The sequence below is a fragment of the Bradyrhizobium barranii subsp. apii genome, from assembly GCF_011516635.5.
Lineage (GTDB): Bacteria > Pseudomonadota > Alphaproteobacteria > Rhizobiales > Xanthobacteraceae > Bradyrhizobium > Bradyrhizobium barranii.
The window spans coordinates 9,837,355-9,861,742 of record NZ_CP096255.1; the positions used below are offsets into that span (position 1 = coordinate 9,837,355).

Below are 24,388 nucleotides of genomic sequence, written 5' to 3' on the forward strand. Positions count from 1 at the left end.
CTTGAATCACAACCGATTCATTCGACTCAACATGTTTTGGAACAGACACTAAGAGTTATTGTATGGGATTGTTCCGGCTGGCGAGGCCGATGCACTCGTGCCCGGCTATCTCAAGGTTCTCGCGACTCGAAATCCAACGTTGCTCACTCGTCCTTCGGACTGCACGCCGTAACGGCTCCCCGCTTCGACTGCATCCGCCTTGCTGACCCAGGAGCCTCCCCTGAGGACACGCTGCTCGCATCGGCCTTTCAGCCAAGGACTCCCGTCCACAGGCGCGCCCTCATAAGTGTCGTTGACGCAATCCTCGACCCATTCCCAGATATTGCCGTGCACCTGATAGAGGCCCCACGGATTCGGCTGGAAGGAATCGACAGGAGCCGTCTTTTGCCCGAAGGCACCCTTTGCATTCTTGTCCTGGCTGGCCCTGTCATCGTAGTTGGCCTGGCCCCGAGACACGGAGACTCCCCACCAGAACGATGACGTCGTTCCCGCGCGCGTCACATATTCCCGCTCGGCTTCGCTCAGGAGGCGGTACGTCTTGCCGGTGCGGGCCGACAACCAGGCTGCATAGCTCTTGGCATCCGACCAGGAAATGTTGATCGCCGGTCGTCTCCCGCGGCCCCAACCGTTGTCCCAGGGCTTGTACCCATTGCATCCCCCATCGGCGACGCAGGCGTCCCATTCCGCAAACGTGACAGCGTAACGGCCAACCGCGAATGAATGGGCGAACGTCACCTTGTGGCGAGACGATTCCGCGGTGCGTTTCGATGCACTCTCCGACGTCCCCATCATGAACGCGCCCGGTGGGACCACAACCATCTCCGGACACTTTTCACATTCCTTGAAGCTGGCCTTCTGCTTCAGAGCCGCCTCTTCCGAATCGGACAACACCTTGATGCCGATCGCAGTCAGTCCTTCGCGCCGCGGGGTCGTGTCTGGAGCCAGAAGCGTGGCGTTGGTGGAGGCCACCTGCACCGCCTGTAACGCCTTGAACCGTTCGCGCGCCTCTGCGGAGCGCGCGCTTTCGGGAAATTTGCTCAGAAACTCTTCGAACATCGCCGGCGAGCGCCCATCCTTGATCGCATTCCAGACGATCTCATCGGTCGCGGGCGAGGCCGGCGGCGGTGCAGCTGCCGCCGCGCGTTCCTTCCACAGCTCGTCACGACGCGACAGCGCGGCAGAGACGTGCGAACTGCTGGAATATTTTGCGGAATACTCCTCGAAGATCGCGGGCTCGTGCGACTCCTTGATCGCGTTCCAGACGATCTCATCTGCAGGCGGAGGTGGCGGCGCTTGAGCAGCAGCGATCTCCTTCCTCAGGTCATCCCCTCGCTGTCGTGCGGCCGCGATGTGCGGGCTCGCCGCATATTTACTCACGAACTCATCGAAGATCGCGGGATCGCGCGATCCCTTGATCGCGGCCCAGACGATGTCCTCGGCGGCGGGAGGTGGCGGAGCTTGCGTGGCGGCAATCTGCTTTTTCAGCTCGTCCCTGCGCGCCTTGGCGTCCGCCAGATGCGGGCTTGCCGGAAACTTGCTGGCGAAATCCTCGAAGATTGCCGGATACGTCGAGCCTTTGATGGCATCCCAGACGACCTCGTCGGCGGTCGGAGGCGGTGGAACGCGGGCGGCAGCGGCGGCGATCTGCTTTTGCAGCTCGTCGGCACGCGATTGCGCCTCGGCTCGATGCTTGCTGGCGGGAAACTTGCTGAGGAAATCATCGAAGATCGCGGGATAGTTCGAATCCCTGATCGCCGTCCAGACGATTTCGTCGGCGGTCGGCGGCGGGGGTATGCGCGCGGCAGCCGCAGCTTGCGCCTGCTTGAGCTCATCACGCCGTGATTGGGCCGCCTTCAGATGTGGCGTCGTCGGAAACTTCGCGATGAACTCCTCGAACACGGCCGGATAGGTCGAATCCTTCACGGCGTTCCAGACGATGTCATCCGTCGTTGGCGGTGGCGGCAGTTTCGGTGCATCGACGATCGAGATGACAGAGCCGCCCAATGATCCATAGACGAACGGCTCCTGGTGACGATTGGTGACCTTCAGCACTTCGTCGCGAACTCGGCCGAATGCAATCCTCAAGTCCAAGCCGGGAGCGGCGATGTTGTGCAGCAGCGCGGCCGTGAAGGGACTGTTTTTGGCATCGCCGTCCAACGCAACCGATCCGGCCTTGGCCGCGAAGGCAATCAGCGTATCGGATATCGCGGGCTCGACCTTCGCCAACCCGCGACCGATCGATCGGGACGCTATGGTTCGCTTCATGGTCTTCAAGAACGGGTTGTCCCGGCACGCATCCAGGATGACGAGGCGAAGCCGCCTGGTGGGCTCGATCGATTTCAGAATGCGATCGAGGGAAATAGCCTCATCCTCGATGTCGAAATCGCGGGACAACTTCGCGTCGACGGGGATGACGTAGTTTGCACCATCGACCTCGATGCCATGGCCGGCGAAATAGACGACGGCGACGTCGGCATCGCTTGCCATCTCGGCGAAATCGCTGATCGCGCGCCGCATGTCTGAAATACCAAGATCACGGCGAGCATCGACCGCGGGGAATCCTGCAGATCTGAACAGGGAGGCAATCTCGGCGGCGTCATTCCGGGGATTCGGAAGGCTCGGGACATTCCGGTACGACGAATTGCCAATCACCAGAGCGACGCGCTTCTCGGCCAGCGCCTGACCCGCGAACCCGTAAAAAACGAGCGCAAGAATGGTAGCCGCCACCCAGCGCATAATTCCCCCCAAATCGCCCTTTGCGAGTATATCGCTGGTTGTAGCCCCTGCAAGCAGCACCACGAGCCCACATCATTCGACGGGGGCAATACCAAGTCCGTGATTCAGGTCACTGAGCGATTGGCGACGGTGGCGACTTAAACCGGCCGCTCCCCCTTCACCGTGACCCGCGTCCCTGAGCGCGTGTGCGGCCAGTAGTCCCACATCGCGCGGTGCTGGGTGCAGCGGTTGTCCCAGAACGCGATGGCGTTCTCGGTCCAGCGGAAGCGGCACTGGAACAGCGGGTTCTCGGCGTGCTGGTAGAGATAGGCGAGCATCGCATCGCTCTCGTCGCGCGGGATGCCGTTGATGTGGCGGGTGAAGCCGCGGTTGACGTAGAGCGCCTTCTTGGCCGTCACCGGGTGCGTGCGCACCACCGGATGCTCGGCGCTCGGATAGGACGGACGATCGGCGACGCCGTAATTGGCGTAAAGCCCGCGATAGATCGGCTCGCCGTCATGCAGCGCGGTCAGCCCGTCGAGATACGCCTTCATCCGATCCGACAGCGCCTCATAGGCCGCGTACATGTTGGCGAACAGCGTGTCGCCGCCGCGCGGCGGGCACTGCTTGATGTAGAGGATCGAGCCCATCGGCGGCTCGAGATCGCAGGACACGTCCGAATGCCAGCCCTCGCCGTTCGCCCGCGGCGAGTTCTTATCGGCGTAGATCTTCATCAGCGCCGGATCTTCGTCCTCGTGCGGTGCGGCGGGATGGAAATGCAGCTCGCCGAACTTGCGGCCGAACGCGAGATGCTGTTTTGGCGTGATGTCTTGATCGCGGAAGAAGATGACGAGGTTTTCGGCAAGCGCGCGGTGGATCTCGTCCATCTGCCGGTTGGAGCGGGCATCGCCATCGACGAGGCTGCCGATATCGACGCCGGATATTTCCGCGCCGATGATGGGGGTGAGCTTTTCGACCGCGATGGTCTCGTAAGCCGCGCCGTCTTCGGCCGTGTGGCGATAGCGCGGGCCCTGCTTGCCGGCGAGTGAGCTCATGGCGTGTCTCCCGATCGTTTGATTGGAGACATCGTAGCCCGGATGGAGCGAAGCGCAATCCGGGAACGGTTGCTCAGGCTGCGAGAGGCTCCCGGATTTCGCTGCGCTCCATCCGGGCTACGACCGCGCAAAAAATAAGGCGGGTTACGCTTTGCTAACCCGCCTTACGATTCGATATTTGGAGACGCTTACTCCGCCGCGGTCACCGGGACCTTGGCGCCCTGACCGTAGCGCTGGTCGATGTAGTCGATCACCAGCGCCTTGAAGTCGGCGGAGATGGTTGGGCCGCGCAGCGTGCGGAATTTCTTGCCATCGACGAAGACGGGCGCGGCCGGCGCTTCGCCGGTGCCCGGCAGCGAGATGCCGATATTGGCGTGCTTGGATTCGCCGGGGCCGTTGACGATGCAGCCCATCACCGCGACGTTGAGCTCTTCGACGCCCGGATATTTCGTCTTCCAGCCCGGCATCTCGTCGCGGATGAACGCCTGGATCGAGCTCGCCAGTTCCTGGAACGTGGTCGATGTGGTGCGGCCGCAGCCGGGGCACGCCGCAACCAGCGGCACGAAGGTGCGGAAGCCCATGGTCTGCAGCAATTCCTGGCCGACCTGCACTTCGCGGGTGCGGTCGCCGCCGGGCTCCGGCGTCAGCGAGATGCGGATGGTGTCGCCGATGCCCTGCTGAAGCAGGATGCCGAGCGCGGCCGACGATGCCACGATGCCCTTGGTGCCCATGCCGGCCTCGGTGAGACCGAGATGGATGGCGTAATCGGAACGCGCCGCGAGATCCTGATAGACCGCGATCAGATCCTGCACCGCCGACACCTTTGCGGACAGGATGATGCGATCCTTGGGCATGCCGAGCTCTTCGGCGCGCGCGGCCGAGAGCAGCGCCGACTGCACCATGGCCTCGCGCGTCACCGCGCGCACGTCGCGCGGATTGGCGGACGCGGCGTTCTCGTCCATCAGCTTGGTCAGCAGCTCTTGGTCGAGCGAACCCCAATTGGCGCCGATGCGGACCGGCTTGCCGTTCTTGTTCGCGATCTCGATGATGTCGGCGAACTGGGTGTCGCGCTTGTCCTTGAAGCCGACATTGCCGGGATTGATGCGATATTTCGCGAGCGCCTCGGCGCAGGCCGGATAGGCCGCGAGCAGCTTGTGACCGATATAATGGAAGTCGCCGATCAGCGGCGTGGTGATGCCGCGCTTGGCGAGGCCATCGCGGATATGCGGAACGGCGGCGGCGGCCTCCTCGCGGTCCACGGTGATGCGGACCATTTCGGAGCCGGCGCGCGCGAGCGCTGCGACCTGGGCGATGGTGCCGTCGATGTCGGCGGTGTCGGTGTTGGTCATCGACTGCACGACGATCGGCGCACCGCCGCCGACGGCGACGTCGCCGACCTTGACCTGGGTGGTCCGGTGCCGGGGCGCCGGGCCCGCGATGTCGGAATCAATGGGGTTTTCGAGCTTGTTCATGGGGTCCAAATATCAGGTTTTGGTGACGTTGAGCAATGCATCGCGCGGCGCCGCAGCCGTTGAGCTGGGACGGTTAACCAGAAAAAGCCCAGCAATTACAAGGATCGCAGCGGCCCCGAATGTCAGGCTCAAGGTGTCGTGCATGATGAAATAGCTACCCACCACGCCAAACAAAGGGGTGATGAAGGTAAAAGCCGACAATTTGCTGGCCGAATAGGTCTTCACCAGCGCAAACCAAAGCGTGAACGTGGTTCCAACCACCCAGATCGCCTGGAAGGCCATCAGGCTGAGCGACAGCGGCGACGGGGTCCGGGTGATGGTCTCCCCAAACAGCCAGGCGGCGGTGCCCAGGATCGGGATCGAGGTCGCGACCTGATAGCCGAGTGCCTTTTCCGGCGCCGCGAAGCGCAGCCGGGTGCCCTTGGCGACCAGCGTGGTCGCCGCCCAAAGCCCTGCGCCGGCCACGATCAGGAGATCGCCGAGCAGGATGTGCGAATCCACATTGGGCTGCGGCACGCCGATCGCGAGCGCAACTCCGGCAAAGCTCACGGCCAGCCCCAGCCATTGGGTGCCGCCGAGCCGCTCGCCGAGCACCTGGTAGGACCCGAGCGCGACGAAGAACGGCGCCGTGTAGAGGAACACCACCGCGCGCGAGGCCGAGGTCAGGCGCAGGCCCTGGAAAATCAGCACGAACTCGACGCCGAACATCAGCCCGGCGATCAGGCCGGCTTCCACGTGCCGTCGCGCTCGAAGAATTTGACGCCGCGCAAGCTGCCGATAATGAACAGCACGGGCAACGCACCCATCGAGCGGATCATCGCCTGGAGCATCGGCGGCACCTCCGGCAGCACCAGCTTCACTGCGATTTGATTGAAGCCCCAGGTCAGGCACAGCATGAGCATCAGGGCGATGGCGCCGGCACTGAGGGGGCGAGCGGCGGACGGTATGGCTTGTGGTGCGGACATTTCTTCCCGAATACCGGCTTGCGCCGTTGTTGCTTTATGCAGCTTTCTGACAATGGGCGCAGACGCCCGTAATCTCCACCACGGACAGTTTTGGTGCGAAGCCTGAGCTGCGCGCCGCGGCATTGAGGTCCTTGGCGAAGGACGCCGACGGGATCTCACCGACCAGGCCGCAGCGCTCGCAGATCAGGAACGCCACCGCCGAGGTCGCGTCGTGGTCGTGGGCGGCGCAGGCGAGATAGGCGTTGCGGCTTTCGATGCGGTGCACGAGGCCGTTGGCCATCAGGAAATCGAGCGCACGGTAGACCGTGATCGGCGCCGGCCGCGGCATCGACTTGGCGAGCTCGTCGATGATCTCATAGGCGCCGAGCGGCCGGTGGCTGGAGAGCAGCGCCCCCAGCACCTGGCGGCGGATCGGCGTGAATTTCTGCGCGCGAGCCTCGCAAACCGTCTCGGCGTGCGCCAGCGCGTCCGCGGTGCAGCGGCCGTGATCGTGGTCAGGCGTCGGAAATGCCGGCTTTGCGAGGGTCATGTGGCCTGCCTTCTAGCATTTCGGCCGTGGAACCCAAAGCGCGACCGGGAATGCGCCTGTCAGCCATGCTCTTGCTGCGGGACAGCGTCCCGCTAATCCGCCACGAAATAATCATAAGCTTGCTTATTATAGTCAAGCTCATTGGAGATAACGTTATGACCCGCGGGTCCGTCGACCAGAACTTCTTGTTCACGCTCGGTGAACTCTACCGCCTCTTGCGGGTCTATGCGGACAAGGAGGCATCGCGCTTCGGCATCACCCGCGCGCAATGGGCGGTCCTGGCCAAGGTCGAGCGCAGCGAGGGCATGAAGCAGTCGGAACTCGCCGAGTTGCTGGAGATGCAGCCGATCACGCTGACGCGCCTGATCGACAAGCTCTGCGACAGCGACTGGATCGAGCGCCGCAGCGACGCCTCGGACCGCCGCGTCAAGCGCCTCTATCTCAAGAAGGCCGGCCGTGCGCTGCTCGGCAAGATGAGCGGCCTGAAATCGGAACTCACGGCGAACGCACTCGACGGCATCAGCCCGGCGGACGCCCGCCGTCTCCTCACCCAACTCGAATCCATCAAGGAAAACGTGCGTAACGCGATCCAGACATCCGGCGCGGAACAAGCGCGTAAGGAGCAGCGCTATGGCTGATCAGGTCCTCAAGTTCCAGCCCGAGCAGAAGAGCGACAGCGGCAAGCCCACCAAGAAAGCCGGCACCGATCCGCGCCGCCGCCTGGTGGCGGGCCTGCGCCGCTATCGCCGCGTCCTGCTCCTGGTCGTGCTGCCGCTCGTCGTCGCCCTCGGCGGCCTCACCTTCTATCTGAACGGCGGCCGCTATGTCGGCACTGACGATGCCTATGTCGGCGCGCAGAAGGTCCTGGTGACGCCCGACATCTCCGGCAAGATCCAGAAGGTCGTCGTGAGGGAAGGCCAGATCGTCAAGCAAGGCGACGAGCTGTTCGAGATCGATCCCGTGCCGTTCCGCCTCGCGGTGGACGAGGCCAGGGCGCAGCTGATGCAGGCGCAGTCGACCTATGACAACCTCCGCGCCAACATCAAGATCTACGGCGACATGCTCAACCTTGCGCAACAGGGCGTCGACCTGAAGCAGCGCGACGTCGAGCGCAAACAGGCGCTGGTGAAGAACAGCTACGGCTCGCAACTCGACCTCGACAACGCGGCGAACGCGCTGGTCACATCAGGTTCGATCGCGCAATACGTCAAGCAGCAGATCTCGACGGCCAAGACGCAGCTGCTCGGCGACACCGACCTGCCGCTGGAGAAATTCCCGCCTTACGCGCAGGCCAAGTCCAAGCTCGACAATGCCGAGCGCAATCTCGACCACGCCGTGGTGCGGGCATCGATGGGCGGCGTTGCGACGCAGGTCGAGCAGATTCAGCTCGGCCGCTACGTCACCGCCGGCACGCCAGTGTTCTCCATCATCGACGTCGCTCACCCCTGGGTCGACGCCAATCCGAAGGAGAGCGACCTCACCCACGTCACCGAGGGACAGCCTGTGACCCTCGAGGTCGACGCGTTTCCGAACCACGTCTTCAAGGGCAAGATCGGTTCGCTCTCGCCCGGCACCGGCGCGCAATTCGCGATCCTGCCGCCGCAGAACGCCACCGGCAACTTCGTCAAGGTGGTGCAGCGCGTGCCTGTCAGGATCTATTTCGACGAGACCGACAAATACGTGCGAAAGCTGAAGGCCGGCATGAGCGTCTACGCCACCATCGACACCGGCCACAAGCGCTCGCTCGCCGGCCTGTTCGGATTGTCGGCGACGGCGAACCAGGACAAAGACCAGGACAAGGACTGATCCGATGTCCGGCCCCAATGCCAGCCTGATGGTCCCCGGCCTGCGCCGGAACATGGTGACGATCTGCGCCATGACCGCGACCATCATGCAGGCGCTGGACACCACCATCGCCAACGTCGCCTTGCCCTACATGCAGGGCTCACTGTCGGCCTCGCAGGACCAGATCAACTGGGTCTTGACCTCCTACATCGTCGCCGCCGCGATCATGACGGCGCCGGTCGGCTGGATCGCCAACCGCTTCGGCCGCAAGCGCATCTTCATCATCTGCGCCGCCGGCTTCACCTTCGCATCCGTGCTGTGCGGGCTCGCGCAGGACATCAACCAGATGGTGCTGTTCCGCCTGCTGCAAGGCGTGTTCGGCGCCGCCCTGGTGCCGCTGTCGCAATCGGTCATGCTCGATTATTACACGCTCCAGGAACGCGCCAAGGCGATGTCGATCTGGGGCATGGGCGTGATGATGGGCCCGATCATGGGCCCCTCGCTCGGCGCCTGGCTGACCGAGACCTATTCCTGGCACTGGGTGTTCTTCGTCAACCTGCCGTTCGGCGCCGTCACCGTGCTCGGCCTGATCGTCTTCATGGACGAGACCCGGAAGGATATCAGCCTCAAATTCGACTGGTTCGGCTTTGCCGCGCTGGCGGTCGCGATCGGCTCGCTTCAACTCGCGCTGGACAGGGGCGAGCAATTGGGCTGGCTCGAATCCAATGAGATCATCGCAGAGTTCATCGTCTCGGCCGTCGCCTTCTACTTCGTCCTCGCGCACTCCTTCACGACGTCGACGCCGTTCATCCGCTTCGCGCTGTTCAAGGATCGCAACTTCGTCACCGGCTGCATGTTCATGGTCGTGATGGGGCTCGTGCTGTTCTCGACCATGGCGCTGGCCTCGCCCTACATGCAGAACGTGATCGGCTATCCCATCATCACCGCCGGCCTGCTGCTGGCGAGCCGCGGCTTCGGCACCTTCTTCGCCATGATGCTGGTCGGCCGCATGATGCGTTATTTCGAGGCACGCACGCTGATCATCACCGGCCTGACGCTGACCGCGGGCTCGCTGTTCCAGATGACCGGGTGGACCGACCTGACCCAGGTGCCGGAGATCGTCACCGTCAGCGTCATCCAGGGCTTTGGCTTCGGCCTCGTCTTCGTGCCGCTCTCGACGGTGGCGTTCCTGACATTGTCGAACGAGCTGCGTACCGACGGCACCGCGATGCTGACCCTGATGCGCAACGTCGCGAGCTCGGTCGGCATCTCCGTCGTCATCGCCGAGCTGACGCAGGGAACGCGACGGACCTACGCGATCCTGTCCGAATACATCAACCCGTTCAACCACGCGCTCCAGATGCCCAGCGTCAGCGGCATGATCAATCTCTCCACCGACGCCGGCCGCGCCATGGCCGACAGGATGGTCAGCGTGCAGGCGCAGATCATCGCGTTCGCACACGACTATATGCTGGTGATGATCTTCATCCTCTGCACCATCCCGCTCGCCTTGCTGATCGGCTCGACCAAGGCCACGCTGCGCAAGCAGGCCGCGGGGCCGGAACATGCGGTGATGGAGTAACCACAGGTGTCATGCCCCGGCTTGACCGGGGCATCCAGTACGCCGCAGCTTCTCCGAATCCCACAACCGTCTCTGGAATACTGGGTCGCCCGGTCAAGCCGGGCAACGACAGCGAACAGGTGGCACGAGCTTCTACAACAACTCCTCGCAGCCCAAATCGTCCACCGCCATCATCACCCGCTCCAGATTGTTCCACCAGATCAACGGCGGGATGTTGATGCTCCACTGCCAGACCGGCTTGGTGATGTGCCAGAGCACCGACAGACGATAATCCTGATCGAGCGCGCCGCGCGTGTAGCTGCTGACGCCGTTGGCTATCAGCGTCTCGTGGTAACGATTGAGCAGCGCCCGCTCGAGCGCCTGCCTGCGATCTGGATACCATTGCATCGCCATCATGTAGGCGAGGTCGGTGGTAGGCACGTTGATGCCCCAGAGGTCGAAATCGAAGATGCGCACGCTATCCGCGACGCTGGCGCGCGGAAGCAGAAAATTCCAGGTATGCGCGTCGCCGTGAGTGATCGTAGCGTGGCGGCGAGAGTGGTAACGCTGGGATAGCCGGGCCGACTGATCGATGAGGCGGCGGTAGAGGATGCGGCGCTCTTCGCTGAGGCGGTCGCCGAGCAGGTCGGCGAAGCGATCGTAATGGCCGGCGAAGGTCTCCATGTGGCTTGTGCTGTCCTCAGTGCTCGCCCAGGTGCCGACAGTCTCGCCGAGACCGGGATGGTCCCACCACGCTGCATGCATGCCGGCCAGCGTGGTGACGATCGCCATCGCCTGCGCGCGCAAGGGCGGCAGCGGCCATTGCGTGGCGATCTCATGGCTGTCGGTGAGGTCCTCGAGCAGTAGATGCCAAGTCTGGCTCTCTTCGTCGAAATGACCGTCGAAACAGCGCGGCACGAGCCCCGGCGGCATCTGCGGCGCAAGCTTCGTGTAGAAGGCCACTTCGTGCCGGCCGCCATTTGCAAGCGTCTTCGCGAAGGCGGAATGCGCGGTCTTCAGGATCAGGGATTGCGGCGCACCGGCAGACTCCCCGACATAGCGCAAGCCGAGTCGCACGATGTGCGACAGGATCGTGTCACGCTCATGCAGCACCTTCACTTCGCGGACAGCGCCACGATCCAGCGCGCCAGCCTTGCGCAGCGCAGCCGTCAGTTGGGCGGGCTCAACGACCGCCGGCAGTTGTGGAGGTGTCATAACCACGATGCCCCTGTCCCGCGCCATACTGCACGATCACGGCCCCACGCACCAGCCGCAGACCCGGCGCCCGACTCAAGCCGCTTCGGTCGAGTCGCGCACGGTCCGGACGACGACCGACCGCAGCGATTCCAGGTTGGCCGCCATGCCCGCGATCGCCTGCCTCACCTCCGTGGCGCGCTCGTCCACCGAGGCGGCGTCGCGGCTGACATTGGCGATCTTGGCCGAGACCTCCTTCGCAGGACGGCTGCGGAGACGCCGAGGAGAAAGTAGAGGATCGAGCTGTCGCGCTCGGCCGCCAGCTTCTCCATGTCGGCATTCTGCTTGTTGGCGCTCTCGACGATACTGTCGATGACGGCGCGGTGCGCGGTGTAGGCGTCCTTGAGCTGCGCATAGGCGCGTTCGGCGCCGGCCACGTCCTTGGCTTTGAGGGCCGGCAGGAGTTGGTCGGACAAAAGCTTCCAGAACTTCTGCACCTCGGCGTCGGATTTCGACACCAGCGCCGTCTTCAGATCGGTGGAGAGGCTGGAGGTGGTCCAGAATGCCTTGCGCTCATCGTAATCCTTGCGGAGCTGGACCAGGCGTTCGCCATGGGCCGACAGCTGGTCCGGCTCGCGCATGGCGAGCGTGGCCTCGAGATAGGCTTCGATCACATATTCGGGCGGCGGCAGGATGTCCGCGATGAGGTCGTTGCCGAGCTTGATGTCGGAATAAAGCGGACCGCCGACCTTGAGCTCGCGCAGGGCGTAAAGGCTGGTCGAGACGACGGCAGTAAAGCCGATGGCGAGCACGATCCCGAATGCAATGACTGCAGAAGAAAGCGAGAGACGAATTTTCATGAAACAATCCAATGGCGCAGGTCGAAATCCGAACGGACCCTAAACAACTGCGGTAAACACGGGATTGCTTCGCGCGGAAATTGTATCCCGCGGGCACCGGAAAATTACGAAAAGAGGACGTCAGTCGGTCGTTTTTGAGTCAGCGAGACCAACTCAGGGCACGGAGAGAAACGTCTCAGGCCCGATGAAACGCAGCAACTAGCTCAGTTGCGCTGGATGAGAAACGCGTGGCGGCTGTCGATATCGCCGCCACGCGTTGCTGCCTCACATGTCGAAGAAGACCGTCTCGTCGTCGCCCTGAAGCCGCAGGTCGAGCCGATAGACCGTCTTCCCCGCCTCGCGCGTCGCGATCAGCGTCGCGCGGCGATCGGCCGGCACCAGTCCCAGCACGGGATCGGCGGCATTGCCGGCCTCGTCGCTGAAATAGATGCGGGTGTAGAGATGCCGCAGCATGCCGCGGCCGAACACCGCAAGCACGATGTGCGGCGCCTGTGGCTTGCCGTCGGGATCGGGCACCGCGCCCGGCTTGACGGTGTCGAAGGAATAATTGCCGTCCTTGTCGGTGCCGCAGCGGGCAAAGCCGCGGAAGCTCGCATTCGGCAATGCGCGCTTGTCCTGGGGGTCGGCGAAGCGGCCCTGCGCGTCCGCCTGCCAGATCTCCAGCATGACGTCGGGCACCACGACGCCGTCACCGTCGAACACGCGGCCTTCGATGCGGACGCGATCCCCGGTGACGTCGGGCGTCAGCGTCGAGTTGGTGAACGCGTCGTTCCAGGCGTATTCGCCGGTCGGCGTCAGGCCGTATTTGAAGAACGGACCGACGGTCTGCGATGGGGTAATACCGTTGTCCTGCACTTAAGTGTTCTCCATTGGCGTGGCGTTCTTGCCGCGCAGCACGATGTCAAAGCGGTAGCACAGCGCCCATTCGGGCTGCGTGTTCTCGAGGTCGAATGACGACACCATCCGCGCCCGCGCGTTCTCGTCCGGCACCGAGTTGAAGATCGGGTCAAACGGGAACAGCGGGTCAGCAGGGAAATACATCTGCGTCACGAGCCGCGTGACGAAGGAATGGCCGAACACCGACAGATGGATATGCGCGGGACGCCAGGCGTTGTGGTGATTGCCCCAGGGATAGGCGCCAGGCTTGATGGTGACGAAACGGTAGTAGCCGTCGGCATCGCTCACGGTGCGGCCCGCGCCGGTGAAGTTCGGATCGAGCGGCGCCGGATGCTGGTCGCGGACATGGACGTAGCGGCCGCAGGAATTGGCCTGCCAGATCTCGACCAGCGAGTTCGGCACGCCGCGGCCGTCCTCATCGCGCACATGGCCATGCACGATGATGCGCTCGCCGATCGGCTCGCCGGTATGCTGGGTGGTGAGATCGGCGTCGCCCTCGCGCACGGTCTCGTGGCCGTAGACCGGGCCGGTCAATTCCGACAGCGTGTGCCGCATCGGGATCAAGGGCTTGTTCGGCGCGCGCTTGATCGAGCTCTTGTATTCGGGCGACAGCGGCAGCGGATGCGCCTTGTTGCTATCGACGGGATAGATGAATGTCATTGGCGAACTCCTCCCCGGCCATTTTGCTCCGGCCGGTCAACGCTTCCCCCGATCATTATAGAACATAACTAATCTAGGGAAGCGGGTTTGGCAGGTGTCCTGCGCCGGCAGGACCACGCTATTTGATCGGCGGACGCGGCAGCACGGCCTCACCGGCCTCCAGCCGGTAGGTGTGGTCGAGCGAATACCAGGGGGTCGGGACGTCTCGTGCGGTCGGATGCGGCGCGTCGTGGCGCTGGAACTTGCCTATCAGTGCCTGCGTCACCCCGAACTGCACGTCGCTGTCGATATGCGGGTCGGCGGGGTCGTAGACCTGCGAGATCAGCACCTTGAATCCGGGCTTGAAGATCAGGGCGTGCAGATGCGCGGGACGAAAGGGATGCCGGCTCTGCGCCTCCAGGAGGCGGCCGACCACGCCATTGGTCGGGATGGGATAGCCGACCATCATCACCGAGCGGAAGGCGAAGCGTCCGTCCTGGTCGGTCGTGAACTTGCCGCGCAGGTTCATGTCGGCCTGATCAGGGTCCTGATTCTCGTAGAGACCGACCGGCGAGGCGTGCCAGACATCGACATCCGCACCGGCGACGGGACGGCCGTCCTTGTCGATGACGCGGGCGCTGACGAACAGCGGCGCGCCGGGCGTCTCCGAGCGGACGATCGAGCCGCCATTCTCGACCCGCGGCGAGTTCAACCGCCAGAACGGGCCGAGCAGCGACTGATCGGTTTCGGTATTGCCCCGATCGCCGTTGTTGAGCAGGCACACCAGCGGCGAGACGCCGAGCGAGCCCGCCATCAGCACGACTTCGTTGTGCGTGTCGGTCGTGAGCTTGCCTAGCTCGGCCACGATCGCGGTCGCGTCCCGGAACTCCTTCTCAGTCAGGCGGACATCGCGGACGAAGGCGTGCAGATGCTTGACGAGGGAGACCATGATCTGGCGCAGCCGCGGATCGGACGTCCGCTCCATCACCGCCAGTGCAGCGGCCGTGACGTCCTGCTCGCGCTCGATGATCATGCTCGTCTCCGGATTACCCGTCATTCCGGGCGCGAGTGAAACGAACGAGCCCGGAATCTTCGCCTCTCCCCGCTTGCGGGGAGAGGGAGAGGAGAGAGTTCAGTTCAGCTTCTCGATCGCAACGGCAACGCCCTGGCCAACGCCGACGCACATCGTGGCCAGCGCGAGCTTGCCGCCGCGCTTTTCCATGCCGTGGACGGCGGTGAGCGCGAGGCGCGCGCCGCTCATGCCGAGGGATGGCCGAGCGCGATGGCGCCGCCATGCGGATTGACGAAATCGGCGTCGTCGGCAACGCCGAGCTGGCGCATGCAGGCAATGCCTTGCGAGGCGATGGCCTCGTTGAGCTCGATCAGGTCGAAATCGCTGATCTTCTTGCCGAGGCGTTCCATCAGCTTGCGGGTTGCGGGCACCGGGCCGATGCCCATGATGCGCGGCGGCACGCCGGCCGAGGCGAGGCCGAGGATGCGGGCGCGCGGGGTGAGGCCATGCTTCTTCACGGCGGCTTCAGAGGCCAGGATCATCGCGGCGGCGCCGTCATTGACGCCGGAGGCGTTGCCGGCGGTCACGGTGCCGGGATTGCGCACGATCGGCTTCAGTTTTGCCAGGCCTTCCAGCGTCGTCTCCGGGCGCGGATGCTCGTCCTTGTCGATCGTGATCGGGCCCGCCTTGCCGCCGGGGATGGTGATCGGCGTGATCTCCTCGGCGAAATAACCCGCCGCGATCGCCGCGCCCGCGCGCTGCTGCGAACGGATGGCGAAGGCGTCCTGGTCGGCGCGCGAGACCTGGAATTCCTCGGCGACGTTCTCGCCGGTCTCCGGCATGGCGTCGACGCCATACTGCGCCTTCAACAGCGGATTGATGAAACGCCAGCCGATGGTGGTGTCAAAAATCTCGGCGGAGCGCGAGAAGGCTTCCTGCGCCTTGCCCATCACGAAGGGCGCGCGGGTCATGGATTCGACGCCACCGGCAATCGCAAGCTCGATCTCGCCGGAACGGATGGCGCGGCCGGCCGCACCGACCGCGTCCAGGCCGGAGGCGCAGAGCCGGTTCAGGGTCTGGCCGGGAACCGAATCCGGCAGGCCCGCAAGCAGCAGGGCCATGCGCGCGACGTTGCGGTTGTCCTCGCCGGCCTGGTTGGCGCAGCCGAAGAAGACTTCGTCGACCTGTGCCCAGTCGAGATTGGGATGCTTGGCCATCAGCGCCTTGATCGGGGCCGCCGCGAGGTCGTCGGCGCGCACCTTGGCGAGCGAGCCGCCGAAACGGCCGATCGGGGTCCGCACGGCATCGCAGATAAAGACGTCACGCATCGTTGTTCTCCCTGAATGCCGCGGTCCGGCCCAAATTCTTCAATGTCCGCGGAGTTTTAGGAGGGCGCCCGCGGCAGGTCAATTGACGGTTTCTTGCGTGTTCCGAGGGGTGCGCACGCTGCCAATGCATGCCGCGGTGCGGACAACGTGGAAAACCCGCCTGCTCTGGCCAAACCGGTAGGAGCAGGAGGCGAAATTTTGTAGGTTGCGCCGCCCATGACAATGCAACAGCCCATCCCCGCGCCAGAACCCGAATCCACGCCCGCACCGCCGGCGGAAGCTGCCGCGCGCGTCACGCCGATGATGGAACAGTACCTTGAGATCAAGGCGGCGCATCAGGGCCTGCTGCTGTTCTACCGGATGGGCGACTTCTACGAGCTGTTTTTCGAGGACGCCGAGATCGCCTCGAAGACGCTCGGCATCGTGCTGACCAAGCGCGGCAAGCATCAGGGCGCCGACATCCCGATGTGCGGCGTGCCGGTCGAGCGTTCCGAGGATTATCTGCATCGCCTGATCAGCGCCGGCCACCGGGTCGCCGTGTGCGAGCAGACCGAAGATCCCGCCGCCGCCAAGGCGCGCGGCAACAAGAGCGTGGTGCGTCGTGGCGTGGTGCGGCTGGTCACGCCGGGCACGCTGACCGAGGACACGCTGTTAGACGCGCGCGCCAACAATTATCTGCTGGCGATCGCGCGCGCCCGCGCCTCCGGTGGCGGCGACCGTTTTGGGCTTGCCTGGATCGACATCTCGACCGCCGAATTCACGGTGATGGAATGCTCTAGCGGTGAGCTCGCCGCGACGCTGGCACGCATCAATCCGAATGAGGCGATCGTCACCGACGCGCTCTACAATGACGGCGAGCTCGGACAGACCTTGCGCGAGCTGCCGGCGGTGACGCCGCTGACCCGCGACGTCTTCGATGGCGCCACGGAAAAACGCCTGTGCGATTATTTCGCCGTCGCGACCATGGACGGGCTGGCGCAACTGACGCGGCTGGAAGCCACTGCCGCCGCCGCCGCCGTCACCTATGTCGACCGCACCCAGGTCGGCAAGCATCCGCCGCTGTCGCCACCCGCGCGCGAGGCCTCGGGCGCCACCATGGCGATCGATCCGGCCACCCGCGCCAATCTCGAGCTGACGCGAACGCTCGCGGGTGAACGGCGCGGCTCGCTGCTCGGTGCCATCGACTGCACGGTGACCTCGGCCGGCTCGCGCCTGCTGGCGCAGCGGCTGGCCGCGCCGCTGACGGACGCGCCCGCAATCGCGCGGCGGCTCGATGCCGTCAGCGCCTTCGTTGCAGACTCCGCTGCGCGTGAAGACATCCGCAGCATCCTGCGCGGCGCGCCCGACATGTCGCGCGCACTGGCCCGTCTCTCGGTCGGCCGCGGCGGCCCGCGCGATCTTGCAGGCCTGCGCGACGGTATCATCGCCGCCGACCAGGTGCTGACGCGGCTTGGCGAGCTCGACCAGCCGCCGCAGGAGATCGCGGTGGTGATGGCGGCCCTGCAGCGTCCGTCGCGCGAGCTCGCATCCGAATTTGCCAGCGCGCTGGACGAGCAGCTGCCGCTGATCAAGCGCGACGGCGGCTTCGTGCGTCAGGGCTACGAGCCCGCGCTCGACGAAACGCGAAGCCTGCGTGACGCCTCGCGCCTGGTGGTGGCCTCGATGCAGGCGCGCTACGCCGATCATACCGGCGTGAAGGGCCTCAAGATCCGGCACAACAACGTGCTCGGCTATTTCGTCGAGGTCACCGCGCAGCACGGCGACAAGCTGATGTCGGCGCCGCTGAATGCGACCTTCATCCATCGCCAGACGCTGGCCGGACAGGTGCGCTTCACCACCTCGGAGCTCGGCGAGATCGAGGCCAAGATCGCCAATGCCGGCGACCGCGCGCTCGGACTCGAGCTCGAGATCTTCGAGCGGCTGGCCGCGAAGGCGCTTGATATCAGCGACGATCTGCGCGCCGCCGCCCATGCCTTCGCGCTGCTCGACGTCGCGACCTCGCTGGCCAAGCTCGCGGTCGACGACAATTATGTGCGGCCGGACGTGGATGACTCCCTCGGCTTTGCGATCGAGGCGGGCCGCCATCCCGTCGTGGAACAGGCGCTCAAGCGCAATGGCGAGCCATTCATTGCCAATGCCTGCGATCTCTCGCCAACACCGGCGCAAAAATCCGGCCAGCTGTGGCTGCTCACCGGTCCCAACATGGCCGGTAAATCGACCTTCCTGCGCCAGAACGCGCTGATCGCGCTGCTGGCGCAGATCGGCAGCTTCGTGCCGGCCACGCGCGCGCGGATCGGCATCATCGACCGCCTGTTCTCGCGCGTCGGCGCCGCCGACGACCTCGCGCGCGGCCGCTCCACCTTCATGGTGGAGATGGTCGAGACGGCTGCGATCCTGAACCAGGCCGGCGAGCGCGCGCTCGTGATCCTCGACGAGATTGGCCGCGGCACCGCGACGTTCGACGGTCTCTCCATCGCCTGGGCCGCGATCGAGCATCTGCACGAGAGCAACCGCTGCCGCACGCTGTTCGCCACGCACTATCACGAGCTGACCGCGCTCTCGGCAAAACTGCCGCGCATGTTCAACGCGACGGTGCGGGTGAAGGAATGGCAGGGCAATGTCGTGTTCCTGCACGAGGTGCTGCCGGGCTCGGCCGACCGCTCCTACGGCATCCAGGTCGCCAAGCTCGCAGGCCTGCCGCCGGCCGTGATCACGCGCGCCAAATCGGTGCTGGCGAAGTTGGAGGCGCAAGACCGCGGCCAGACCGCACGTGCGCTGGCCGACGATCTGCCGCTGTTCGCGGTGCCCTCGCGCGCCGCCGCCGAAGCCGCACCGCCGACCGAGGCCGAGCTATTGATCGACGCCGTGAAGGCCCTCCACCCGGACGAGATGTCCCCGCGCGAGGCGCTGGATGCGCTCTATGCGTTGAAGGCCAAGCTGCCGAAGCAGTGACGATGCCGTAGAGTGGGCAAAGCGCAGCGTGCCCACCATTCAACGACCAATTCGCGGGAAGATGGTGGGCACGGCGCGCGAAGAGCGCGCCTTTGCCCACCCTACGACCTCTGCGCGCTTGGCTTACGCCCTTGCCGCCATCGCGGCGGCTTCCGCGGCGGCGCGCTGCATGCTGGTCGACATCTCGTTCGTGACCGTGCTCTGCTCCTCGACGGCGGCGGCTGTCGAGGTGACGTATTCGCTGACGTTGTTGATGGCCTGCTTGATCGAGCCGAGCGCGCTGACGACGTCGCCGGAGATGCCGTTGAGGCTGCCGATCTCCTGGCCGATCTTGTCGGTCGCCTGTCTCGCCTGATTGGCGAGGCTCTTCACCTCGGAAGCGACCACCGCGAAGCCGCGGCCAGCCTCGCCGGCGCGCGCCGATTCGATCGTGGCGTTGAGCGCGAGCAGGTTGATCTGACTGGTAATGCTGTTGATCATCTCGATGATACCGCTCATCGCCTTCGCCGCCTCGGTCAGCCGCTGCGCCTGCGCGTCGGCAGAGGCAACCTGCTCCACCGCGCTCATCGCGGTCTCGCGTGACTTGGTCATCGCTTCGGAGATCTCGCGCACCGACGCGTTCAGCTCCTCCGAGCCTGCGGCGACCGATTCCATCATGCCGCGGACGCGCTCATTGCCCATGCGGACCAGCACCTGCCGCGTGGTGTCAGTGGCGTATTTCACGACCTTGAACGGCTTGCCGTTGAGATCGAGGATCGGGTTGTAGGAGGCCTGGATGTAGACCTCCTTGCCGCCCTTGCCGATGCGCTTGTATTCAGCCGCCTGGTACTGGCCGCGATTGAGCGTTGCCCAGAACTCGCGATAGGCAGCGCCGTCGCGCTCCGACGGCTCGACGAACATGCTGTGATGCTTGCCCTTGATCTCGGCCAGCGAATAGCCGAGCGTGCCGAGAAAATTGGCATTGGCGGTGATGATCGTGCCGTCCATGTTGAATTCGATCACGGCCTGCGCCTTGTCGATCGCCGATATCTGACCAGCGAGGTCGGCGTTCTTCAGCTTCTCCGCGGTGACGTCGGTCGCAAATTTGGCAACGCCGAACGGCTTGCCGTTCTCGTCGAGCAGCGGGTTATAAGAGGCGAGGATCCAGACCTCGCGGCCGCCCTTGCCGATACGCTTGTATTCGCCCGCCTGGTATTCACCGCGGTTGAGCCTGGCCCAGAATTCGCGATAGGCCGCGCTGTCGCGCTCAGCGGGGGCTACGAACAGGCTGTGATGCTTGCCCTCGATCTCGGCCAGCGAATAGCCGAGCGCCTGGCAGAAATTCTGGTTCGCAGTCACGATAGTGCCGTCGAGCTTGAACTCGATGACGGCCTGGGCGCGGCCGATGGCGGACACCTTGGAGGCTTCCGTCATGGCATTGATCTTCTTCGCGGTGATATCGGTCGCGATCTTCACGACCTTGACTGGCTTGCCGTCGCCGTCAAGCACGGGATTATACGACGCCTCGATCCAGATCTCGCGACCGCCCTTTGCAATCCGCTTGAACTCCGCGGCCTGGAACTCGCCGCTCTTCAACGCGGACCAGAACGCCTTGTACGCCGCGCCGCCTCGCTGATCGGCGGGCACGAACATGGAGTGATGCTTTCCCTTGATCTCCTCCAGCCCATAGCCCAGGGCCTTCAGGAAATTCTCGTTCGCGGTGAGGATGGTGCCATCCAGTGCAAATTCGATCGTCGCCTGCGAACGGCCGATGGCGTCGAGCTGTGCCTGGGCATTTCCATGGGGATTACGACCAAACATCAAAACATCTCCAGAATGGATCGCATGGTGCCGCAGCGCAACGCGCCTCAAAGACAGGCGAGCGGACGCCCTCGGACAGACCGAGCGTTGGAATATGACTAGCTGTGAACTATGTGGGTCCGTTCACGCGTACAGAGAACCCGCCTTGATGCCCATGTCCGCCCAAACGCGGAAACGACAACCGACGAGTAGCTTTACGGGGAATGCACCAAATTTAGATTAATGCACCTATCGGAATCGGGCAGCCCATCTCCGAAGAAATACGGAGTGATGGAACCGAAAATGGCCGGCGGAAGAAACGGCCGAAACGCGAATTAGCAACGATCGAATCGATACTTAGCGACGTCGCGACATGAACGGATCGCGGCCCCGCGCGCGCTTTTCCGCGCGTACCGTCCAGGATGCTGACCCATTAACGCAACGCCTTCCGGCGGCCGTCAGCGGCTTGCCCTGGCAAACGGCTCGATCAGCTTCAAGGTGGCGGCGAGGCGGATGCTGCGCTTGCCGGCGAGCGCGATCGCTTCCATGTCGGCGCCCTTGTCATCGCAGTGGCCGGAGAAGCCGATGCCCACCTCATAGCCACCGAACAAGGGATGCTCGCTCTTTGCCAGCGTGTGTTCCTGATTGACGAATTCACCTTTCCAGCGACCGTTCGCCGAAGAATAGGCGCCGAGATAATAGAAGAAGGCATCGCCGCCGAGGATGCGGCCGTCGCGCAGCAACATCACGCCGGTATGGCCACCGGTAATTCCATCCAGCATCCGGATGTCGATCGAATAGAGTCCGCTGACGATGCCGCCCTCGCCGACCGCACCGGGCGGGGGAACGTCATCGTCGCCGAGCGGCGTCATCACGGCGCGAAACACCGAGGCGTCCTCGACCACTTCTCCCTCGAAGCGGTAGAGCTTGCCCTGCGGTCGACCGCGAATACTGATTGTGACGGCGTCGGAACTGACCAGCGACCTGTGCTGCGGCGACCGGCTGTGGCGCTTCGTCCGGAGCCTGGCGACGATTTCGCCGTCCACAATCTCGTAGGTGCCGAAGTGGGCGAAGGCCGTATTGCCGCCAAGCATTTTCCCGGCATGGGCGTACAGCACGCTGCGGCCGGAGCCGTCGTTGATATCGTATTCGACCTTGTACAATCCCTCCACCGCACGCCCCGATCTTGCTCTGTTGCCAGTTTAGCGGGTCTGCCAGCCCGGGTAACTAACTATCCTGACGCAGGGTTGAGGTCCCAAGCGTAGCGTATCTCGCCTTACGAAGCGCGGCGCGGCTGATGCATCGGCCTCTTCCGTCGTCCCATCCACCACAGCGTCAGGTTCCAGCCGATGCAGGTGGCGAGTGCGCAACTCAAGCCGATCGCCGAGCCGAACTGCGTGACGGCGACGTGCAGCACCGCAATTGCCAGACCGAAGCCGAGCAGGCCCCAGGCGGAGTTGGCGAGCACGGCGGCGGTCGGCGGGCCGCCGATGCGCGGATGCAGGATCACCATCATGCTGGTGAACACGATCGGGTAGAGCGCGATGACGCCGCTTACCCGCGGGCCGACCCAGCCCGAGGTCGAGACCACGATCGCAACCAGCGTCGCGACCAGCGAGGCGCGGAATGGACTGTCGTACCAGCGACGCGTCACCAGCGGCATCTTCACATGGCGGTACCTTGCGAGCAGCGGAATGCAGATGCCGAAGGCGACCAGGTTGACGGCGAGCCCGGCGGTCAAAGTCCAGTCGAACAGGCGGATGATGGAGGCCAGCACGATCCACACCGCGACCGCGCTGCCGGCGCTCACCAGCAGATTGTTCCGCTGCGCCAGCACGACATAGGTGAGCCCAAGGACGATCGTCGCGGCGTTGACCGGAAGGCTCGACAGCGCGCCTTGCGCGATGAAGGCGGCGTCATGGTCGAGCGCGAGGAAGACGTAGGAAGGACCGGCCGAGATCGGCAAGGTCGCCACCAGTCCGCCGATCACCGGACCGGTGCGCTCGGCAATGAACGACGCGGACACGACGAACGCCGCGGCGATCGCCATGCGCAGGACGAGGAAGATGATGAAGTGGAGCTCGGGGGGCATTTTTTGCTTCTTACCCTGCCCTGGCAGGGGTCCGAGACGAGCGAAGCTCGCTCGTGGGTCGGCTCATCTGGAGCGTAGCGAAATATGAGACGGGGTGGGGTGACAGTCTCTCGACGGATACGGTGCCCGAGTGGAGAGATCACCCCACCCCGCTCGCGCTACGCGCGATCGACCATCCCCCTCAAGGGGAGGGGCAGGAAGTCACATCCGCTGCATCGACACCGAAACCTTCGGGCCGCTCTTGATGGTCTGGTAGACCACGCAATAGCGCTCGGTGAGTTTGAGCAGGAGATCGAGCTTGTCCTGCGGCGCGTCGGTGTCGACCTCGAAGCGCAGGCGGATCTCGGCGAAGCCGACCGGGGTCTCCTTGTCGACGCCGAGCGTGCCGCGGAAATCGAGATCGCCCTCGGCATAGACGTTGCCGGTCTTCAGCGGGATCTCGATGGCGGTCGCAACCGATTTCAGCGTGACGCCGGCGCAGGCGACCAAGGCTTCCAGCAGCATGTCGCCGGAGCAGAGCTCGAGGCCGGAGCCGCCGGTGGCCGGATGCAGGCCCGCCATCGCGATGGCGCGGCCGGTCTCGACCTTGCAGGCGATGCCTTCGCTGTCGGTCGAGCCCTTGGCCTTCAGCGTGATCATCGCGGTCTTGGGATCGGTCTTGTAGCGTTCCTTGATCGGGGCCTGCATCTGGCGCAGTGCTGCGGCGTCCATCTTGTTCTCTCCCGGAAAAATCGTCCTTCGATGTACCGGCTCAGAGAGAAAATGTCACCACCACATGGCCTGACCGGGACCCTGGGTTGCGTCACGGTCGGGCACGTTGCGGTCCAGCGAACGGTCGAGTGACGTCAGCACACTTCGCTTGAAATTCTCGAACAGCGGCGAATTGCGGTCGCGCGGCCGGCCCAGATTGATCTCGATCTGGTCGAACAGCCGGCCCGGCCGCGGCCGCATCACCAAAACGCGATCAGCCAGCACCACGGCCTCGTCGACGTCATGTGTGACGAGGATCAAGGTCGGCCGCGTATCGGCCCAGAGGTCGAGCAGATGATCCTGGAGATCCCTGCGGGTGAAGGCGTCGAGCGCCGAGAACGGCTCGTCGAGCAGCAGCACTTCCGGTTGCGGCACCAGCGCACGCGCGATCGCGACACGCTGCGCCTGCCCGCCCGAGAGCTCACGCGGCCAGGCCTGCGCCTTGTCGGCGAGGCCGACGCGGGCGAGCGCGCGCGCCACCTTCTCGCTCCGCTCAGTCGCGGGCAGGTCGGCAAGGCCGAAGCCGATATTGTCGGCGACGCTGAGCCAGGGCAGAAGCCGCGGCTCCTGGAAGATGATGCCGATTTTTGCGTGCGGCGAATTGATCGCCTCGCTGTCGAGCGTCACCGTGCCTGCGCTCGCGCGATCGAGGCCTGCGATGGCGCGCAAGAGCGTGGACTTGCCGCAGCCGGAGCCGCCGATGATGGCGACGATCTCGCCCTGTTTGATCTCGGCGGAGAAGCGCGCCAGCGCCTGCACGCCGTTGGGATAGGTCTTGCTGACCCGGTCGAGCGCCAGCATCG

At 64.5% G+C, this 24,388-nt stretch carries 17 protein-coding genes and 3 pseudogenes; 4 read left to right on the plus strand and 16 right to left on the minus strand.

The genetic code is table 11. The annotated features are described in order from the left end of the window. Positions 1-105 precede the first annotated feature (105 nt). The 5 genes and pseudogenes from HAP41_RS46795 to HAP41_RS46815 form a co-directional block, all read right to left on the minus strand. A complete protein-coding gene (locus HAP41_RS46795) occupies positions 106-2,736 on the minus strand; it encodes an SUMF1/EgtB/PvdO family nonheme iron enzyme (RefSeq protein ID WP_178132627.1) in 2,631 nt (876 codons plus the stop codon). A 137-nt stretch (positions 2,737-2,873) separates the two neighbouring features. Further along, entirely contained in the window at positions 2,874-3,770 is an 897-nt protein-coding gene (locus HAP41_RS46800) for a TauD/TfdA dioxygenase family protein (protein ID WP_166067194.1), read from the minus strand. A 188-nt stretch (positions 3,771-3,958) separates the two neighbouring features. Then, a complete protein-coding gene (ispG, locus tag HAP41_RS46805) occupies positions 3,959-5,242 on the minus strand; it encodes a flavodoxin-dependent (E)-4-hydroxy-3-methylbut-2-enyl-diphosphate synthase (RefSeq protein ID WP_063980029.1) in 1,284 nt (427 codons plus the stop codon). A 12-nt stretch (positions 5,243-5,254) separates the two neighbouring features. Beyond that, positions 5,255-6,207: pseudogene (locus HAP41_RS46810) on the minus strand (DMT family transporter). Positions 6,208-6,241: 34 nt separating this feature from the next. After that, a complete protein-coding gene (locus HAP41_RS46815) occupies positions 6,242-6,736 on the minus strand; it encodes a Fur family transcriptional regulator (protein ID WP_038943833.1) in 495 nt (164 codons plus the stop codon). A gap of 155 nt (positions 6,737-6,891) precedes the next feature. Here HAP41_RS46815 and HAP41_RS46820 point away from each other — a divergent pair, with 155 nt between their 5' ends. Genes HAP41_RS46820 through HAP41_RS46830 form a run of 3 tightly spaced genes read left to right on the plus strand, consistent with a single transcriptional unit; the run spans position 6,892 to position 10,103 of the window. Further along, a complete protein-coding gene (locus tag HAP41_RS46820; protein ID WP_166067163.1) occupies positions 6,892-7,374 on the plus strand; it encodes a MarR family winged helix-turn-helix transcriptional regulator in 483 nt (160 codons plus the stop codon). Next, entirely contained in the window at positions 7,367-8,542 is a 1,176-nt protein-coding gene (locus HAP41_RS46825) for an HlyD family secretion protein (protein ID WP_166067139.1), read from the plus strand. Before HAP41_RS46820 ends, HAP41_RS46825 begins: the two co-directional genes overlap by 8 nt. A 4-nt stretch (positions 8,543-8,546) precedes the next feature. Then, positions 8,547-10,103, plus strand: coding sequence for an MDR family MFS transporter (locus HAP41_RS46830; RefSeq protein ID WP_166067090.1), 1,557 nt, complete (start codon positions 8,547-8,549; stop codon positions 10,101-10,103). A 132-nt stretch (positions 10,104-10,235) separates the two neighbouring features. Here HAP41_RS46830 and HAP41_RS46835 read toward each other — a convergent pair whose 3' ends face one another. The 6 genes and pseudogenes from HAP41_RS46835 to pcaF all read right to left on the minus strand — a co-directional run bounded on the left by HAP41_RS46835 (position 10,236) and on the right by pcaF (position 16,012). After that, entirely contained in the window at positions 10,236-11,324 is a 1,089-nt protein-coding gene (locus HAP41_RS46835) for a phosphotransferase (RefSeq protein ID WP_166067066.1), read from the minus strand. 212 nt (positions 11,325-11,536) lie between these two features. Next, positions 11,537-12,136: pseudogene (locus HAP41_RS46840) on the minus strand (methyl-accepting chemotaxis protein); the annotation flags it as partial. A gap of 264 nt (positions 12,137-12,400) precedes the next feature. Beyond that, entirely contained in the window at positions 12,401-12,991 is a 591-nt protein-coding gene (pcaG, locus tag HAP41_RS46845) for a protocatechuate 3,4-dioxygenase subunit alpha (RefSeq protein ID WP_166067040.1), read from the minus strand. After that, entirely contained in the window at positions 12,992-13,693 is a 702-nt protein-coding gene (gene pcaH / locus HAP41_RS46850) for a protocatechuate 3,4-dioxygenase subunit beta (protein WP_166067017.1), read from the minus strand. It lies immediately after the preceding gene. Positions 13,694-13,811: 118 nt separating this feature from the next. Next, the gene (locus HAP41_RS46855; RefSeq protein WP_166066961.1) at positions 13,812-14,705 is read right to left on the minus strand and encodes a dioxygenase family protein; all 894 of its coding nucleotides are present in this window, start codon (positions 14,703-14,705) and stop codon (positions 13,812-13,814) included. Positions 14,706-14,804: 99 nt separating this feature from the next. Then, positions 14,805-16,012, minus strand: a pseudogene (gene pcaF / locus HAP41_RS46860) (3-oxoadipyl-CoA thiolase). A 216-nt stretch (positions 16,013-16,228) separates the two neighbouring features. Between pcaF and mutS the strand changes: the two are divergent. Further along, a complete protein-coding gene (gene mutS, locus HAP41_RS46865) occupies positions 16,229-18,964 on the plus strand; it encodes a DNA mismatch repair protein MutS (RefSeq protein ID WP_248577161.1) in 2,736 nt (911 codons plus the stop codon). Between the two features lie 123 nt (positions 18,965-19,087). Here the strand turns inward: mutS and HAP41_RS46870 are convergent, their stop codons facing one another. The 5 genes from HAP41_RS46870 to HAP41_RS46890 all read right to left on the minus strand — a co-directional run bounded on the left by HAP41_RS46870 (position 19,088) and on the right by HAP41_RS46890 (position 24,386). Next, positions 19,088-20,764, minus strand: coding sequence for a methyl-accepting chemotaxis protein (locus HAP41_RS46870; protein WP_175617970.1), 1,677 nt, complete (start codon positions 20,762-20,764; stop codon positions 19,088-19,090). A 437-nt stretch (positions 20,765-21,201) separates the two neighbouring features. Next, positions 21,202-21,915 carry a hypothetical protein gene (locus HAP41_RS46875; protein ID WP_166066833.1) on the minus strand — a complete coding sequence of 238 codons (714 nt, stop codon included), beginning with the start codon at positions 21,913-21,915 and terminating at the stop codon, positions 21,202-21,204. A 104-nt stretch (positions 21,916-22,019) separates the two neighbouring features. After that, entirely contained in the window at positions 22,020-22,835 is an 816-nt protein-coding gene (locus tag HAP41_RS46880; RefSeq protein WP_166066812.1) for a hypothetical protein, read from the minus strand. A 201-nt stretch (positions 22,836-23,036) separates the two neighbouring features. After that, positions 23,037-23,546, minus strand: a complete 510-nt coding sequence (locus HAP41_RS46885) for an OsmC family protein (protein ID WP_166066808.1) — start codon at positions 23,544-23,546, stop codon at positions 23,037-23,039. Positions 23,547-23,600: 54 nt separating this feature from the next. Next, on the minus strand, positions 23,601-24,386 hold the full coding sequence (locus tag HAP41_RS46890) for an ABC transporter ATP-binding protein (RefSeq protein ID WP_166066789.1): 786 nt from the start codon (positions 24,384-24,386) through the stop codon (positions 23,601-23,603). Positions 24,387-24,388 lie beyond the last annotated feature (2 nt).

What these genes read in the sequence shown, in the direction of transcription:
- HAP41_RS46795 (WP_178132627.1), bottom strand. Translation starts at nt 2,736, where the DNA reads ATGCGCTGGGTGGCGGCTACCATTCTTGCGCTCGTTTTTTACGGGTTC.
- HAP41_RS46800 (WP_166067194.1), bottom strand. Translation starts at nt 3,770, where the DNA reads ATGAGCTCACTCGCCGGCAAGCAGGGCCCGCGCTATCGCCACACGGCC.
- ispG (WP_063980029.1), bottom strand. Translation starts at nt 5,242, where the DNA reads ATGAACAAGCTCGAAAACCCCATTGATTCCGACATCGCGGGCCCGGCG.
- HAP41_RS46815 (WP_038943833.1), bottom strand. Translation starts at nt 6,736, where the DNA reads ATGACCCTCGCAAAGCCGGCATTTCCGACGCCTGACCACGATCACGGC.
- HAP41_RS46820 (WP_166067163.1), top strand. Translation starts at nt 6,892, where the DNA reads ATGACCCGCGGGTCCGTCGACCAGAACTTCTTGTTCACGCTCGGTGAA.
- HAP41_RS46825 (WP_166067139.1), top strand. Translation starts at nt 7,367, where the DNA reads ATGGCTGATCAGGTCCTCAAGTTCCAGCCCGAGCAGAAGAGCGACAGC.
- HAP41_RS46830 (WP_166067090.1), top strand. Translation starts at nt 8,547, where the DNA reads ATGTCCGGCCCCAATGCCAGCCTGATGGTCCCCGGCCTGCGCCGGAAC.
- HAP41_RS46835 (WP_166067066.1), bottom strand. Translation starts at nt 11,324, where the DNA reads ATGGCGCGGGACAGGGGCATCGTGGTTATGACACCTCCACAACTGCCG.
- pcaH (WP_166067017.1), bottom strand. Translation starts at nt 13,693, where the DNA reads ATGACATTCATCTATCCCGTCGATAGCAACAAGGCGCATCCGCTGCCG.
- HAP41_RS46855 (WP_166066961.1), bottom strand. Translation starts at nt 14,705, where the DNA reads ATGATCATCGAGCGCGAGCAGGACGTCACGGCCGCTGCACTGGCGGTG.
- mutS (WP_248577161.1), top strand. Translation starts at nt 16,229, where the DNA reads ATGACAATGCAACAGCCCATCCCCGCGCCAGAACCCGAATCCACGCCC.
- HAP41_RS46870 (WP_175617970.1), bottom strand. Translation starts at nt 20,764, where the DNA reads ATGTTTGGTCGTAATCCCCATGGAAATGCCCAGGCACAGCTCGACGCC.
- HAP41_RS46880 (WP_166066812.1), bottom strand. Translation starts at nt 22,835, where the DNA reads ATGCCCCCCGAGCTCCACTTCATCATCTTCCTCGTCCTGCGCATGGCG.
- HAP41_RS46885 (WP_166066808.1), bottom strand. Translation starts at nt 23,546, where the DNA reads ATGGACGCCGCAGCACTGCGCCAGATGCAGGCCCCGATCAAGGAACGC.
- HAP41_RS46890 (WP_166066789.1), bottom strand. Translation starts at nt 24,386, where the DNA reads ATGCTGGCGCTCGACCGGGTCAGCAAGACCTATCCCAACGGCGTGCAG.